Raw genomic sequence first — 14450 nt, forward strand, 5'->3', positions numbered from 1 at the left:
AGCCATAACTTCTATCAAACTTTAGAAAATGACTGTCACGAGTGTCACTCCATGAAGTCCTGTCCAGACTTAAGACGAAGTCCCTGGATCATTCTTCCGTCTCTGGTTCTACGTCTCGTAAAGCCTGCCTTCTCAAGTGATCCATAGAAATCTGACGTGCTGCGGACATACTCACCATTCAATAAACAGCTTGCGCGGTATGCCTGATAAAGCTCACTAGACTTTGCTTCATAAGAAGCACCCACATCACAGTGGTCCTCTACGAACTGACCTAACCAGTCATTCTCCTCACGATATGCATTGATGGCATCCGCAACCAGCTTAGGTTCTTTGAACTTATATCCTTTATCAATCGCCTTCTTCGCACCCTCGATAATCCATGTCATGATGGAAGGTCCTGCGTTTTCAAAAAGATAATCAGCATAGTTTTTGATGTCGGACTTGCCGGTAATCTTTGCATTAAACGGAATGACAATCAGTCTTCTCCAGGTACCATCATCATTGGCTGATACCTTAGGAAGGTGGTTCGTATAAAGCACCAGTGTATGCGACGGATCAAAGTGGAATGGATCTTTGAACTTCTTCTCTGCTTCAATCGGGTCGATCGAACAAAGCTGCTTTACCATACCGGTATTAAGTCTGGTTCCTTCTTCCAACTCCGATGCAATGATGAGACGCTTGCCTTTAAGCTCTGCCATCTCAGGTTTGACGTTACGCTTGCAGTTCATGGTAAGAGCCTCAGCTGATAACTTGCCTGAGTAATTACCAAGCACTCTGGCGATGGTGTTCCAGAAGGTTGACTTACCATTCGCACCGCCACCATAAGCGATGATCATGTGCTCTGCGTAAACCTTACCGACTGCTGCCATACCGACAATCTCCTGAACATAATCGATCAGTTCCTTATCTCCACAGAAGAACAAACTAAGCGAGTCCTCCCAAAGCTTTCTGCCTTTATCGCCAGGAGCGACTGCAGTTACCTTTGTAATAAGGTCATCCGGATCGTGTGCATGGGCTCCATCAAGACCTTTTGTTAAATCGTAAGTACCGCCAGGTGTATTTAAGAGTTCCGGATCGTAATCAAGCTCCGATACATCAATGGCCAGCATAGGCTTAGCTGCATTCTGGGTATTTACGATGTTCTTGTAGTTACGGTATTTCATGACGAACTTCTTATAGGTATCCGCACCGATCAGAGCATAGAGCATGCCCATCTTGTCGATTGGTACCATCTTAGGAAGATCCTTTGTGCGGCCCTTTACATCTGTTTCGCTGACACCAATGGAGATCAGCGCTTCCTCTGCAATACGGATTGCTTCGTTTGCATCTGTAAGCTGCGCGTCCATGAAATCTTCAACCGTACCAAGAGACTTCTGTTTATCTTCATGCCAGCGGTCTCCTTGGAAGGTAATGTAGTCTGTAGCGCTGGTAAATCTAAGTCTGCTGATACACTCTCTGGCCAGAACCTTTGCCTCACCAATATCGGAGTAATCTTCCGGCTTTAAGAAGCTGGTACCAAACTCATCGTTGTATTCTCCCGGTGCTACGTAACCATCCTGCGCTGCCACCTTCTCATAGAACTTGATGGCACTATTCCAGATGGTATCAAGCTCTTCCTGTGATAATGGAGGCTCGCACTTTGCAGCTCTTTCCATGTAGGCCTGCTTCGCCTTTTCACATACACCAAGCTTCTTTAAGATACGACCTGCGAAATGGCTCATGGTATTGTTGCGGCTTCCTTCTAAGATAGGCCCGCTTGATACCGGAGCATCGAACTCTTCATCATCTGTATCTGATTCCACCAGATCACCGTCTGCGATTTCATCCATGATGGAAAGCCAGCCTTCATGCCAGGTAATCTCTTTCACATCACAACCAAATAAGAATCTGGCTGCATCGAGTGCATTGTCATCAAAAAAGGGATACATCTTATAAAGAAGTTCCTTGGTCTTTGCATAAGCATTCGCGTCTGTGATAGCCTCCACCGGAAACATCACATGGAATCTCGGTGCTGCAGGGTGTGTTCCCTTAGGCAGCATATGATGGCGGCTCGGTACCAGGCAGTAGCTGATATCAGGGAACAGCTCATCCATCTTTTCTGCTGTAATAAACTCATCCGGATTAGCTGTGTGGTCGTTATCCACATCCATCACAATCACATCCGAAGAAATGAAATTGTCGTTGCTTCTGTAGTTATCCTTATAAGAAGCACAGACATGATCTTTTTTGACTGCTTCTTTAAGCGTCTGCTCGCTATCGACTACTACCTTATTTGGATAGTCGCAGTTCGCAGCGTTTCCAGTGCAGTTAGCTGTGTAAATAACAAAGTTCATTTAACTTTCCTCCTGCTTTCTCTCTGGCCCGATATCCAGAGCTTCATTAGTTTCTCTGCACTCGTTGTCAAAATATCTGATTTTCTTACGGTGCTTCTTCGCTTTCGCTATCTCCATGCGCATGCCCGGAGACGCTTCCGTTCCAAAGACCCACAGCTCATCACACTTTCCTAAGAACACCTTGTCCATGAACATGGCCAGATCTCTTTCGGTGTCTTCCTTCATATAAAGAGGAAGCAGTAAGTGTGGAGCTAACGGAATGGCACCTGAGTCGACTGCAAATCTGCTGTAGCGCTTGGCTGCTTCTGTATTGTTTGCAGTGTCGCCGGAATACTTCGAGCAGATATATACAAGAGGTAAATACTTCTTTTCTGCCTTCGATACATTCGCTACTGCTTTTGCTGCAGTTGGATCAGGGTAACCTTCCTGATTGAAGCCGTATGCTCTCATCGCTTTCACCCGCCTTTCGTTAAAAGATAGAAGATTTCCTTCTTCAACTTCCTAAGGGGATTTCGTGAGCCAGATTCCGGCTTCCGAATAAAAAAGTTCAAAAAAAATATGTCAGACCGAATCGCTTCCTTTTATATAGCGAAAATCGGCCTGACATTTTTATTTTCACAAAACCCGGAATTACACCTCGGATTTTCCCTTAGGAAGTTAGAAGGACGAGCTGAACAAAAGCTTCCAAGAAAAAAATAAAAAAGTTTTCTGGAAACCCGGAATTTCATCCTTCAAATCCCCTTAGGAAGTTAGAAAGGCACAAAGCCAATCGGAAAGCGAGGTTAAGACGATGACTACCACAAGAGATCATGCCAGCGCTATTGACTCCGTCGATGAAGAACTTATTGATACCCTCATCGCCATCAGTGTCGTAGCAAAGAGACTGGCAGCCAAACTGAGACAAGAATTAGAAAATGAAAGAGAGGTTAAGACAAATGAGCAAGATGTCAAATCTGGATCAGGTTCTTGATGAGATGATCACAGCCGGTCAGAAGATGATCGAAGCTGCTACTGCTTTAAGAGAAATGTTCTCTGATACAGCAGAACCTGAGAGAACTGAAAGCAAGCCTTCTGTTAAAAAGGAAGAGCCTGCACCTGAAGTAAAGAAGTATTCCTTCCAGGAAGTACGTGGAATCATGGCTTCACTTGCTGGTAAGGGTAAGAAAGCTGAAGCAAAAGCTCTCTTAACTAAGTTCGGTGCTAACCGCCTGAGCGAAGTGAAAGAGGAAGACTACGTTGCTTTAGTTGCAGCAGCCGAGGAACTGATCAATGGCTAAGCATGCATTCCTCTCCGCTTCTGCTTCGCACCGCTGGATCAACTGTCCACCGTCTGCAAAGCTCTGCGAGGGAATCAAAGATGAATCTTCACCCTACGCCCAGGAAGGCACTGATTGCCATGAACTGTGTGCCTACCTTGTAGAAAAGGCTCTGGGTAGAGATGTAGAAGATCCAACAGAAAACCTTAGTTATTACAATGGCGAGATGCAGAATTGCGCCGAGGAATACACCAACTACGTACTTGAACAGTATGAGAGAGCAAAAGCCTACTGCAGTGATCCGATGGTATTCATCGAGCAGCGCTTAGACTTCTCCCGCTGGGTTGAGAACGGATTCGGAACTGGCGACTGTGTCATCATCGCAGATGAGGTCCTTCACATCATCGACTACAAGCATGGACTGGGAGTTCTGGTTGAAAGCGAAGGTAACACACAGATGATGTGCTACGCCTTAGGTGCTCTGGAAGCATTCGATGACTTATACGATGTAAGCCGCATCGAGATGACGATCTTCCAGCCTCGCCGCGACAATGTATCTACTAGCTCCATCACCAAAGAAGATCTTCTTACCTGGGCCGAGGAAGTATTAAAACCTACCGCTGCCCTTGCATATGAAGGCAAAGGTGAATTCAAAGCTGGCGATCACTGTCAGTTCTGTAAAGTGAAAGCGACTTGTAGAAAACGTGCGGAAACAAACCTTGAGCTTGCAAAGTACGATTTCGAGATGCCAGCAACCTTAGATGATTTCGAGATTGCAGCAATCCTTCCAAGAATCGATCAGCTCATCAACTGGGGAAATGACATCAAAGATTACGCACTTACCCAGGCACAGGCTGGTACGCACTACGAAGGATTCAAGATCGTTGAAGGTAGAAGTAACCGCAAATATACAGACGAAGCAGTCGTCGCAGCTACGGTAACGGAAGCTGGATATGATCCATATGAAAAGAAGCTCCTTGGTATTACAGCCATGAGCTCACTGCTTGGAAAGAAGCAGTTTGAACAGTTATTAGGTGGACTTGTATATAAGCCACCGGGTAAACCTGCACTTGTTCCGGAGTCTGATAAAAGACCCGCGATGAACACTGCAGCAGATGATTTCAAAGACAATTAATCAGGAGGAAAATATTATGTCTAAAATTGCAAACCCTACAAAAGTTATTACTGGAGTAAACACTAGATGGTCTTACGCAAACGTATGGGACCCTAAGTCAATCAATGGAGGCGCACCTAAGTACAGCGTATCTCTTATCATTCCGAAGTCTGACACAGTAACCGTCAACAAGATCCGCGCTGCTATCCAGGCAGCTTACGAGGAAGGTGAATCTAAGCTTAAGGGTACCGCAAAGGTATGCCCGGCACTTGATGTGATCAAGAACCCTCTTCGTGATGGTGACAGAGAGAGACCTGGCGATGAAGCCTATGCCAACAGCTACTTTATCAACGCCAACTCTGCTACTGCTCCTGGTATCGTAGACGCTGACCGTCAGCCTATCTTGGATCGTTCTGAGGTATACAGCGGTGTATATGGTAGAGCTTCTATCAACCTTTACGCATTCAACTCTAACGGTAATCGTGGTATTGCCTGTGGTCTTAACAACCTTCAGAAGATTCGCGATGGTGAGCCGCTTGGTGGTAAGTCTAGAGCTGAGGACGACTTCGCTACTGAAGAAGATGACGATTTCCTTAGCTAATCATAATAAATACACAAGGCCGGCAGTGGATGACCTGCTGCCGGTCATCTTAGAAAAGAGGTAAATCCATGGAAACTATTATTGAATCTGCAAATCAGTTTGTGTTCTACGCAGCCGGTTATACTTTGATCTTCGTGATCTACGGTTTCATCATCTACAACCTGATCAAGTTCATTCTTTCTGTTCTGACATCAGCTTATAGAACTGTAATGAAGGATCTTAACCGCTGGCGTTCACGTAAAGACAAATAAAGAAATGAGGTGCTTATCATGACAACTTACGAACACTTAATGTTATCTATGTGCTTTGGTGCAACAATGGGATGGTTCATCGCTATGGTCGGAATGATGGTAGTTGATCTGTTCAGAACTATTAAGAAAAAGATCAAGGCCCGCCGAGACAAGAAGCATATTGCAGAAGAAGTTAAGACAGACAATGAATAATCGGCAGGTGGCTGGGAGCTTATCTCTTAGCCACCTGTTTTGTTAGGAGGTTCTATATGACAATACATGAAATGTCCATCGACTTAGAAACGTACAGCGATGTCGATATCAAAAAAAGCGGCGTATACAAATACGCTGAATCAGATAATTTCGAGATACTACTCTTTGCAGTATCCATCAATAACGAGCCGGTCACAGTTTATGATCTTGCCTGCGGGGATACACTTCCGTATGAGATCTTGGACGCACTGGTTGATGATACAGTAATCAAATGGGCCTTTAATGCAGTATTCGAGAGAGTCTGCTTATCTTACTGGTTAAAGAAGCACTACCCTGACCGATTCAAAACCTATGGTGCTGCAGGCGATACCGTATCAAATTACTTAAACCCTGCCTCATGGCGTTGCACTATGATCTGGAGTGCCTACATGGGACTTCCGTTATCACTGGAAGGAGTCGGTGCTGTGCTTGGTCTTAAAGATCAGAAAATGAAAGAAGGTAAAGATTTAATCCGATACTTCTGCGTCCCTTGCAAGCCTACCAAGACCAATGGTGGCAGAACCAGAAACCTGCCTCATCATGCACCGGATAAATGGTCTACCTTCAAAGCTTATAACAAGCGTGACGTTGAAGTTGAGATGGGAATCAAAGAGAAGCTTCACAAGTTCCCGGTTCCGGACTTTGTATGGGATGAGTACCATCTGGACCAGTCCATTAACGACAGAGGTATTCTTGTAGATATGCAGCTTGTGAAAAATGCGATTGCTTTTGATGAACGCTCCAAGACTGATATCGCAGCCCAGATGAAGGATATGACGGACCTTGAAAATCCCAACAGTGTAGCTCAGATGAAAGCCTGGTTATCTGATCAGGGCCTTGAGACGGATACACTTGGAAAGAAAGCTGTCGCTGAACTCATCAAAGATGCACCAGAAGACTTAGCGCAGGTACTTGCCCTTCGTCAGCAGCTTGCAAAAAGCTCTGTTAAAAAGTATCAGGCAATGGAAAATGCCGCCTGTAAGGATACTCGTGCCAGAGGTATGTTTCAGTTTTACGGAGCCAACAGAACCGGCCGCTGGGCTGGACGTATCATCCAGCTGCAAAATCTCCCTCAAAATCACATGAATGATCTTGCTGAAGCCAGAGAGCTTGTAAGGATCGGTGACTATGATTCATTAGAACTTTTATATGATGATATCCCTGATACACTTTCACAGCTGATCCGCACTGCCTTTATTGCAAGACCTGGATACAAGTTCTATGTAGCAGACTTCAGTGCCATTGAAGCACGTGTGATCGCACATCTTGCTGGAGAGTCCTGGCGAGCTGAAGTATTCAAAAACGGTGGCGACATCTACTGCGCTTCTGCATCACAGATGTTCCATGTTCCGGTTGAAAAGCATGGCATCAACGGACACCTTCGTCAGAAAGGTAAGATCGCGGAATTGGCCCTTGGCTATGGCGGCAGTGTTGGCGCTTTAAAAGCGATGGGAGCTCTTGAAATGGGCCTTACTGAGGATGAACTTCAGCCACTTGTAGATGCTTGGCGTGAGTCTAATCCGAACATCGTATCTTTATGGTGGGACTTTGATAATGCTGTTAAGAGCGCAATCAAGATGCATACCAGCACCAGTTCTCATGGCATTAAATTCACCTGGCGCAGCGGAATGTTGTTCATCACTCTCCCATCTGGAAGGAAGCTTACATACATTAAGCCTCGTATTGGTGAGAACAAATTTGGTGGTGAATCTGTAACCTATGAAGGTATCGGCTCCACTAAGAAATGGGAACGTCTCGAAAGTTACGGTCCGAAGTTCGTCGAGAATGTAGTTCAGGCTGTATCCAGGGACCTGCTTATGAATGCTATGAAGAACCTGCCCGGCTTCTTCATCTGCGGTCACGTCCATGACGAACTGATCATCGAATGCAAAGATACTGTATCTCTTGATGATGTATGTAAGGCTATGGCTCATAATCCTTCATGGATGCCTGACATCTTACTTCGTGCCGATGGATACACAACAGAATTTTATAAGAAAGACTAAAAGAAAATCCCGGTCAGCACTCACTGCTTTCCGGGATTCGTTTTGTATATTAGGTTGTATTAGAATGATGAAGCTATCATCAAACCGCCGCCAACTGCGATACCAATACCAGTACCAAGCATGATACTTCCACCGATTCTCTTAGCAGTCTTTGGATCGTTTTTGCAATATTCAGTTACTCCGTCAAAAGCTCTATCTACTGCTTCTGTGCCAGGATTCTTATTTACTGTTTTTGCTGGCTGCTTTGGTGCTGACTGTTTATTTGCTGTAGGTTTTGCGTTGTTTGTCTGGACATTATTTGCTGCCATTAAAATTCCTCTCTTTCTTATCTAATGTGGACCTTCCAACAGGTCGGTGCTAATCTGAAGTCTGCGTCGTTGAAGTGATCGAAGATCTTGATGTTAGCTGTCTTATTTTTAGGATCGAAGTTATATACACGATAGATGTGATATGACTTCCACTTTGATGCCTCCTCGAACAAGCACTGTCTTGCCGCGTTCAGCTCACGAGGTGTGAGATAGAATCCATCAATGTATGCTGATGTGGTCGTCTTAACTTCAATACGAATTTCCTTCTTGTCTGGGAAGGTGATTCTGATATCATAACCACAGCCGTCGCCTTCTGTCTCTGCCACATGCTCGATAAAAACATCTGTACCTTCATACTGTTCACGAAGAAGATCTAATACCAGATACTCACCTGCTTTACCAACGGATGTCTTAGCAGACTGGAGTTTCTTGTAGTCCACGTGCTTACCTGTTAACTCATGAGATGCTTCTGCCTTACCACTAGGCATCTTTTTCTGATCCTCTTCATCCTCGATGTTGATCTGAAAGCCCTGAATATCAAAACCCTCTGATGTCTCAGTGAGCTCTTCTGCCGCTTCTTTAACATAAGGATTGTATGGATTAGTATTACCAGGTACGATGTACTCCTGATCGCCAACTAAGCCCCAGAAGTCATGCTCATCGATAACGTTCATACCGTACTGGTTCCAGAAATGCTCCCATGAACCAGGCTTCTTCTGTTTTGAAGTCCATTCAAAGTCCTCTAAGAACTTACTTGTTTTCTGCTCCAACGGTTCCTTTAATTTGAATGGAAGCTTTACGACAGCGAACACATTACCATCTGCATCTGGCTCGGTAATAAAGTCGATAACGCCACCCCCATAAATGTTAAACTTTCTATTGGCAGTAGACTTTCCCGGTCTACGATACAGGAACACATCTCCTGCTTTCGGTTTACTGTTCTTATGGATGTTGTAGCTATAAGCTTCATAATCTCTATCCTTATGATCCATGCCACGATTAAGCATCTGCTCCTGGTGAGAATCAAAGATGTGATACTGTTCTGGATGTACTTCACTTAAATACTTCTTTAATTTCTGCATTATAATCACCCTTTCATATATTTACTCTGCACGATACGTTCTGACCACTCGGCACATTTTGTTCTGATTAAAATATAGCACACCTTTATACATCTGTCAATCGCTCGGCGCAATTTGTTCTGAGTGATTGCAAGTGAAAGAAAAGCAGTACCGGTTAGCTACTCCGATACTGCTCTCTCTATTGTTGCTTACAGATTCTTAATCGCGGAACTTATCGTTATAAATCTTAAGAGCGATCTTCTGGGTCTTTTCGATAAAAGCATATCCCTGGGTTTTACCTTTTCCAAGATCAACCTGATCCAGGATCTCTTTCTTCTGAAAACCATCAGCAAGTAAACGGATAATCTTTCCCATGTTAACGTCCTGTGCTTCAAGATCCTCAATAAGAAGTTCAAACACCATCATTACAAATGCTTTATCCTCGTTCTCAGTTGTTCCAGTAGGATCGAAACCTTCGCCGTCTTCATCATCAATGTCCTCTAAGAACTTATCCAATGACAGATCGTCAGACTGTTCTTCATCCTTGTGTTTCAGATATCTCTCAACTTCACCGTTAAAGAATTTCATGTAAATATCCATGAAGCCTTTCTTGTTAGGAATAAAGACTACCGGAACCTTCTGTCCATTTGGAAAAGTCCAAGTTTCAACATTTCCATAATCCAGACCCATCGGTTTCAATGTAACCTTCATATCCTTTGTAAGCACTGCTGGTACAAGTTCTTCATCAGCACTTACAGGTGCATTGTTGAATGATTTTCTGTTACTAAAGTCTCTGTAAAATTCGTTTTTAGCCATCTGCTATTTCCTCCTGTGATTGACGCGGAGGAAACCGCATAGCTAAAGTTGTCGAAAAAAGGTATTACGTGACCACTCATCATATGGATTCCTCCGTTGATTTACGTGGTCAACAAGTCCTACTCTTGCCGACATCACTAAGTTGTGAGACACCGGTAAAGTTAGGAAATCCCTTGATCAGAGGGCCATCACCAAGTGTCTATTTGGAAGCTTTGTGCTTCACTATCGTTACTATAGTTCAATTCGATTTTTTCAAACAGGAAGCCGGACTTCCGGGAAAATCATGCAAAAAGGGCCCTTTTTAACGCAAAAAAAGCCCTACAGCAAACAGTTTTACCTGTCTGCCATAGGGCTGTCTGTTTCTATATGATTTTTATAAAAGAAATCCAGAAGTCGGACTTCCGGATTTCAAAAAATATTTTTATTTTTTTACACAGCTTTCTTTCTATTGCTTGGAAGCTGCTGCTCAATGCCAAATTCCGCCAGGGTCGCATTCCAAGAATCAAGATTCTCATCTGTATGATTGTCTATCAAGAATTTATATACCATGTGCTCATTGGAAGTCTTAAGAGTAAATCCAGCCTTCTCAATAAGTGAATAGCAATATTCTCTTTTCAGATTCATACCGATGCAAAGTGCCAGCACCGCCGGGAGCTGTATATTACAAGGCTTTCTATGATAATCACCAACCATACGAGAACTAAGCCCGGAACGGAATGCTAACTCCTCTTCAGTAAGGCCTCGTCTTTCCATATGGTAAGCTAAGCACTCATGGAATTCTAATCCTGCAGTCTCTTTCTGAACCTTAATAGTTTCCTGCATGATCTTCTTAGATTTTGCAATCTCTTTTGCTCTTTCTGCAACATCCTGGTTGTTCTTATAGTCAGGATCATACGTCGCTTCGACAATATTCTCAGACTTGATGTCTCTACATAAGAAACAAACTCTGTAATAAGAATCGTCGTACTTGTTACTGATGCGTGTCTTTCTATCGAATGCCAAGCAGCACTCATCAACATGTTCCAACGCATAATCTGTAAGTATCGGAGTACCATTGTCATTTCGAGTCACGTACTTCTCATCATTGATACAATACATGCAATTTGCATATATGATACTTCCGTTCTCAACCTGGGCAGCAAGTGCCGGGTTTACAAATGACTCGACGATGGCATTTCGTGCATCAATTGTGAATGTCTGATTTCTCTTCAGACTTCCTTTTTTGAAGCTATATGGAGGATAATACTTACCATCCACATAGACACCAGTGCCTTCAGCCAAATCAAACCCTAGTTCAGTCAATCTTATCTTTGCAGAAATCACAGACACATCAAAGAAGTTAGCCAGCGATGTGATTGCGAATTCAAAAATCACTGCGTTTCGCTCTTTTGGATATGTCCTTCTGGTCTCTGCCAGAATCTCCTTAAACTTAATCTTAGTCGTTTCAGCCGGCATTAAAATATGAGGTGCAAGAGCGTTTGCCTGCCACTCCATCCACTTCAACGCGTTGTCTATTCCTGCCGTTTTGCCATCATATGATTCTACAACTTCGCATTTGATGTGACTGATATCGTCGTTCAGCAGTTTCTGTAACTCAAAGAAGTCACTGTGTCGATCCCAATGGACAGCTTCATGAATGACGGTATTATTCTTTGAACCAACATTTCTCATAAAGAAGATCATCGGATTGATCAGAATAGTACCAGCCTCAATATGCTCTACATGCGAATTTCTTTTCAGTGCATCGCAAACTTCTACATCAGCTTCAGCAAAGTATGTCATACCGAAAATATTATCTGGCAGCGGCGCATAGCGCATTTCCAGACACATATTCTCAAGTAACTCGTTCATATCAATAGCCATCGGTGTTTTTAACGCCTTAGGATAATACTTCTTCAAAAACTTCTCAGCTTCTGAATCCAGGTCTTTTGAATACAGATATGGCACCAGGAATTTACTTAGTGAATCTTCAGCTTTGAATTTATCTTTGCTGTATAAATCCACTCCAGTGATGGTAACCATATTTAAGCCTGCCAGCAGGTGTCCGGTAAAAGAAACGGAAAACCATACCTGCTGCTGGTCCGCTTCATAGTCTCGTGTACCTAATCCTTTTAAAATTACATCGGCCTCAACCGATGCTTTAAATGTAAGGATATTACCTTCTCCTTTATGGAAAGATACACCTCTTACGTGAATATCATCTAATTCTATGTAGGACATATCCAGGACCACGTATGAATACAGACCCAATGAATTCTTATGGCCCCACATATAATTTTTGATGGCTTTGAACATCTCATTGTAGTATTTACTTTCTAAATACTTCTCAAAGCTTTTGTACTTTTGCAAAAGCACCCCTCCTCATAATTATTTTGATTTATCGCTCTGCTTACGAAGCTTCAAAAATTCCTGTTGTAAATTTTCTGGAGGTATAACAATAGGAATAGATTGAACTTCTTTAGCATTTATATTTGCTTGTCCAACAGCACCCTTTGCCATGCTGTAAAGAAGTTTTTTACTTCGGTCAAGGTTCATAAATGTAGAAACATATTCCGGTAACACCTTGCCGTTCATACGTAAACGAATGATATAACCTGCAATTATCATCGGCTCATCGCCAGTAAAATGGCATGTCTTTCCAACTAAATCCTTGCTGTTTGTTCTGTTAAAAAGCACATCACCTTCTTGAACCATACATCCTGAAAGATCCTTTTCTGGAACATCAATACGCTTTATATCTGTTAGGTCCAAATCACCATCATATGTGATATTGTTCATTCTAATATAAATATATCGTCCATCTTCCGATGCCTTTTTTGCAGTACCATAATGAACATCCTTTACAACATCTCCGATTGTACCAATTTCATATTCATGTGTATTGCGCTCCGGCAACCCAAACATCTCGATAAATTGCGATTTGAACCTTACAAATTTTGATTTATCGCTTTGATGAGTAAACTCTTCAAACCTTCTAACTGTGTCCATATCTGGAACCGGAAGAGATATCTCATTAAGCATTTTTCCGGTTATCTGATTGATAGTAGAAGTTCCGGTTGATATTTTATTTCTAAAGAAAGGAGTCTCAAAATATGTTTTTAAATACGAATAATAATCACTTCGTATTATCATCATAAATGCACCAAATGTTGTAGGCTCTGTAAGACCTTTAATTAAAGCCGTTTTCCCTACTAATGCGGCGCTTCCATTTCTAGAACACATTAGAATATCATTATCCTGAACAAAGAGTTTCTCTTTAATCGTGCACCCCACATAGACATTGTCGTCAAATGCTAAAGATCCATCCTGAATGTTGCTTGATCTCAGAACCAGAGTTCCGCTTCCAGCTTCCACTGCATCAGCAGGTTTATAAGTAAGACCATTCCAATATGCTGATATCTCATTTAATTTTCTATTAGGAAACTGTTTTGTATTCTTATCAAGATCACCAAACATCTCGATAAATTGCGATAGCTATCCAATATACTTCCTGTGGGACTCCTTAACATTATTCTGGCTTACCATACTGTACTGCAACGTTGTATCGATGCTTTGATGTCCCAGAAGTTTTTGAACCTGCTCAATCGGCATTCCTTTATCAATTGCAGATGTTGCAAGAGTGCGACGGAATCTGTGCGGATGAACTTTATCAATATTAAGTTTTGCACCCAGTTCTCGGAGCCTGATCTCAACACCACTTATCTGCAACCTATTGTGAGGCTTCTGAAGCGAAACAAACAATGCTTCATTATCATCTGTTCTAGAATCAATATATTTTTTTAAATGCAATTTTGTTCTCGCATCAAAATACACCTTACGCTGCTTATTACCTTTTCCAAGGACAATACACTCCCTATTCTGAAAATCTATGTCCTTCTTATCAAGTCGTACCAGCTCTCCAACCCTCATACCTGTCGACGCCAAAATGTCTATAATCGCCAGGTCTCGAATGCCATCACATTCATCACGCATCAATTCAAGGTCTTCATCAGTGTATGTCTCTTTGACAGTTTTGCAGCTCTTAACCTTATGAATTCTACGGACCGGGCTTTTAACAATATAGTCTTCATCCTCTAACCACGAGAAAAAGCTGGAGAGAATTCTTCTAATATTGTCTACAGTAACCTTACTGATTTTACTTGTGACCTGGTAGTCGTCAAGGTACAGTCTCAAATCATCAGTCGTAATCTGCGTAACATCCTTATCAATTTTCTCCACTGCATTTCTTATCGTAGAATCGTAATATTTTACAGTTTTCTCAGAACAGCCTTCGACCCTTTTTGCAGCCAAAAATAGCTTAATTAAGTCCGCTTTGCTATCTTCAGCATTAGTAGAACTGAGGCAGCTTTCCAGTACCTGGTGAAGCTGCCCCATCTGTTCAGGGTCTAAATGCGATTGCATTCTGTTTTCAATTTCTTTTATTAATGACGCTTTCATATTAGTTTCTCCTTTATACCAACATCCTGCGCCATT

14 protein-coding genes are annotated in these 14450 nt (G+C 42.7%); 6 read left to right on the top strand and 8 right to left on the bottom strand.

Annotation, left to right across the window (positions count from 1 at the left end):
• Positions 1-44: 44 nt before the first annotated feature.
• Both PUE40_RS00295 and PUE40_RS00300 read right to left on the bottom strand, forming a co-directional pair.
• The gene (locus PUE40_RS00295; protein WP_277671537.1) at positions 45-2333 is read right to left on the bottom strand and encodes a phage/plasmid primase, P4 family; all 2289 of its coding nucleotides are present in this window, start codon (positions 2331-2333) and stop codon (positions 45-47) included.
• Complete coding sequence (locus PUE40_RS00300; protein WP_231190389.1) at positions 2334-2783, bottom strand: DUF7768 domain-containing protein; 450 nt, start codon at positions 2781-2783, stop codon at positions 2334-2336.
• Positions 2784-3123: 340 nt separating this feature from the next.
• On the opposite strand from PUE40_RS00300, the gene PUE40_RS00305 reads away from it, so the two are divergent.
• The 6 genes from PUE40_RS00305 (at position 3124) to PUE40_RS00330 (ending at position 7792) form a co-directional block, all read left to right on the top strand.
• Positions 3124-3303, top strand: coding sequence for a hypothetical protein (locus PUE40_RS00305; RefSeq protein WP_231190392.1), 180 nt, complete (start codon positions 3124-3126; stop codon positions 3301-3303).
• Positions 3269-3610 carry an rRNA biogenesis protein rrp5 gene (locus PUE40_RS00310; RefSeq protein ID WP_277671538.1) on the top strand — a complete coding sequence of 114 codons (342 nt, stop codon included), beginning with the start codon at positions 3269-3271 and terminating at the stop codon, positions 3608-3610. Before PUE40_RS00305 ends, PUE40_RS00310 begins: the two co-directional genes overlap by 35 nt.
• Complete coding sequence (locus PUE40_RS00315) at positions 3603-4724, top strand: DUF2800 domain-containing protein (protein WP_277671539.1); 1122 nt, start codon at positions 3603-3605, stop codon at positions 4722-4724. The genes PUE40_RS00310 and PUE40_RS00315 overlap by 8 nt, the downstream gene beginning before the upstream one ends.
• Before the next feature lie 16 nt (positions 4725-4740).
• Positions 4741-5304 carry a DUF2815 family protein gene (locus tag PUE40_RS00320; protein WP_231190400.1) on the top strand — a complete coding sequence of 188 codons (564 nt, stop codon included), beginning with the start codon at positions 4741-4743 and terminating at the stop codon, positions 5302-5304.
• 269 nt (positions 5305-5573) lie between these two features.
• Entirely contained in the window at positions 5574-5747 is a 174-nt protein-coding gene (locus PUE40_RS00325; protein ID WP_277671540.1) for a hypothetical protein, read from the top strand.
• A gap of 56 nt (positions 5748-5803) precedes the next feature.
• Positions 5804-7792, top strand: a complete 1989-nt coding sequence (locus PUE40_RS00330; RefSeq protein WP_277671541.1) for a DNA polymerase — start codon at positions 5804-5806, stop codon at positions 7790-7792.
• Positions 7793-7851: 59 nt separating this feature from the next.
• On the opposite strand, the gene PUE40_RS00335 is transcribed toward PUE40_RS00330, so the two are convergent.
• The 6 genes from PUE40_RS00335 to xerA form a co-directional block, all read right to left on the bottom strand.
• The gene (locus PUE40_RS00335; protein WP_277671542.1) at positions 7852-8100 is read right to left on the bottom strand and encodes a hypothetical protein; all 249 of its coding nucleotides are present in this window, start codon (positions 8098-8100) and stop codon (positions 7852-7854) included.
• A gap of 17 nt (positions 8101-8117) precedes the next feature.
• Positions 8118-9182 (bottom strand): protein NO VEIN domain-containing protein, encoded by a 1065-nt coding sequence (locus tag PUE40_RS00340; RefSeq protein ID WP_277671543.1) that lies wholly within the window; start codon positions 9180-9182, stop codon positions 8118-8120.
• A 198-nt stretch (positions 9183-9380) separates the two neighbouring features.
• Entirely contained in the window at positions 9381-9977 is a 597-nt protein-coding gene (locus PUE40_RS00345) for a hypothetical protein (RefSeq protein ID WP_277671544.1), read from the bottom strand.
• 429 nt (positions 9978-10406) lie between these two features.
• Positions 10407-12326, bottom strand: a complete 1920-nt coding sequence (locus PUE40_RS00350) for an ImmA/IrrE family metallo-endopeptidase (RefSeq protein ID WP_277671545.1) — start codon at positions 12324-12326, stop codon at positions 10407-10409.
• Between the two features lie 18 nt (positions 12327-12344).
• Complete coding sequence (locus PUE40_RS00355; RefSeq protein ID WP_277671546.1) at positions 12345-13433, bottom strand: restriction endonuclease subunit S; 1089 nt, start codon at positions 13431-13433, stop codon at positions 12345-12347.
• Between the two features lie 18 nt (positions 13434-13451).
• Positions 13452-14414 (bottom strand): site-specific tyrosine recombinase/integron integrase, encoded by a 963-nt coding sequence (gene xerA, locus PUE40_RS00360; protein WP_277671547.1) that lies wholly within the window; start codon positions 14412-14414, stop codon positions 13452-13454.
• Positions 14415-14450 lie beyond the last annotated feature (36 nt).

Origin of the sequence: Mogibacterium kristiansenii, from assembly GCF_029224645.1 — a bacterium.
GTDB classification, from domain to species: Bacteria; Bacillota; Clostridia; order Peptostreptococcales; family Anaerovoracaceae; genus Mogibacterium_A; species Mogibacterium_A kristiansenii.

Coding starts and splice junctions, on each gene's coding strand:
- PUE40_RS00295 (WP_277671537.1), bottom strand. CDS start 2,333: ATGAACTTTGTTATTTACACAGCTAACTGCACTGGAAACGCTGCGAAC.
- PUE40_RS00300 (WP_231190389.1), bottom strand. CDS start 2,783: ATGAGAGCATACGGCTTCAATCAGGAAGGTTACCCTGATCCAACTGCA.
- PUE40_RS00305 (WP_231190392.1), top strand. CDS start 3,124: ATGACTACCACAAGAGATCATGCCAGCGCTATTGACTCCGTCGATGAA.
- PUE40_RS00310 (WP_277671538.1), top strand. CDS start 3,269: ATGAGCAAGATGTCAAATCTGGATCAGGTTCTTGATGAGATGATCACA.
- PUE40_RS00315 (WP_277671539.1), top strand. CDS start 3,603: ATGGCTAAGCATGCATTCCTCTCCGCTTCTGCTTCGCACCGCTGGATC.
- PUE40_RS00320 (WP_231190400.1), top strand. CDS start 4,741: ATGTCTAAAATTGCAAACCCTACAAAAGTTATTACTGGAGTAAACACT.
- PUE40_RS00325 (WP_277671540.1), top strand. CDS start 5,574: ATGACAACTTACGAACACTTAATGTTATCTATGTGCTTTGGTGCAACA.
- PUE40_RS00330 (WP_277671541.1), top strand. CDS start 5,804: ATGACAATACATGAAATGTCCATCGACTTAGAAACGTACAGCGATGTC.
- PUE40_RS00335 (WP_277671542.1), bottom strand. CDS start 8,100: ATGGCAGCAAATAATGTCCAGACAAACAACGCAAAACCTACAGCAAAT.
- PUE40_RS00340 (WP_277671543.1), bottom strand. CDS start 9,182: ATGCAGAAATTAAAGAAGTATTTAAGTGAAGTACATCCAGAACAGTAT.
- PUE40_RS00345 (WP_277671544.1), bottom strand. CDS start 9,977: ATGGCTAAAAACGAATTTTACAGAGACTTTAGTAACAGAAAATCATTC.
- PUE40_RS00355 (WP_277671546.1), bottom strand. CDS start 13,433: ATGTTTGGTGATCTTGATAAGAATACAAAACAGTTTCCTAATAGAAAA.
- xerA (WP_277671547.1), bottom strand. CDS start 14,414: ATGAAAGCGTCATTAATAAAAGAAATTGAAAACAGAATGCAATCGCAT.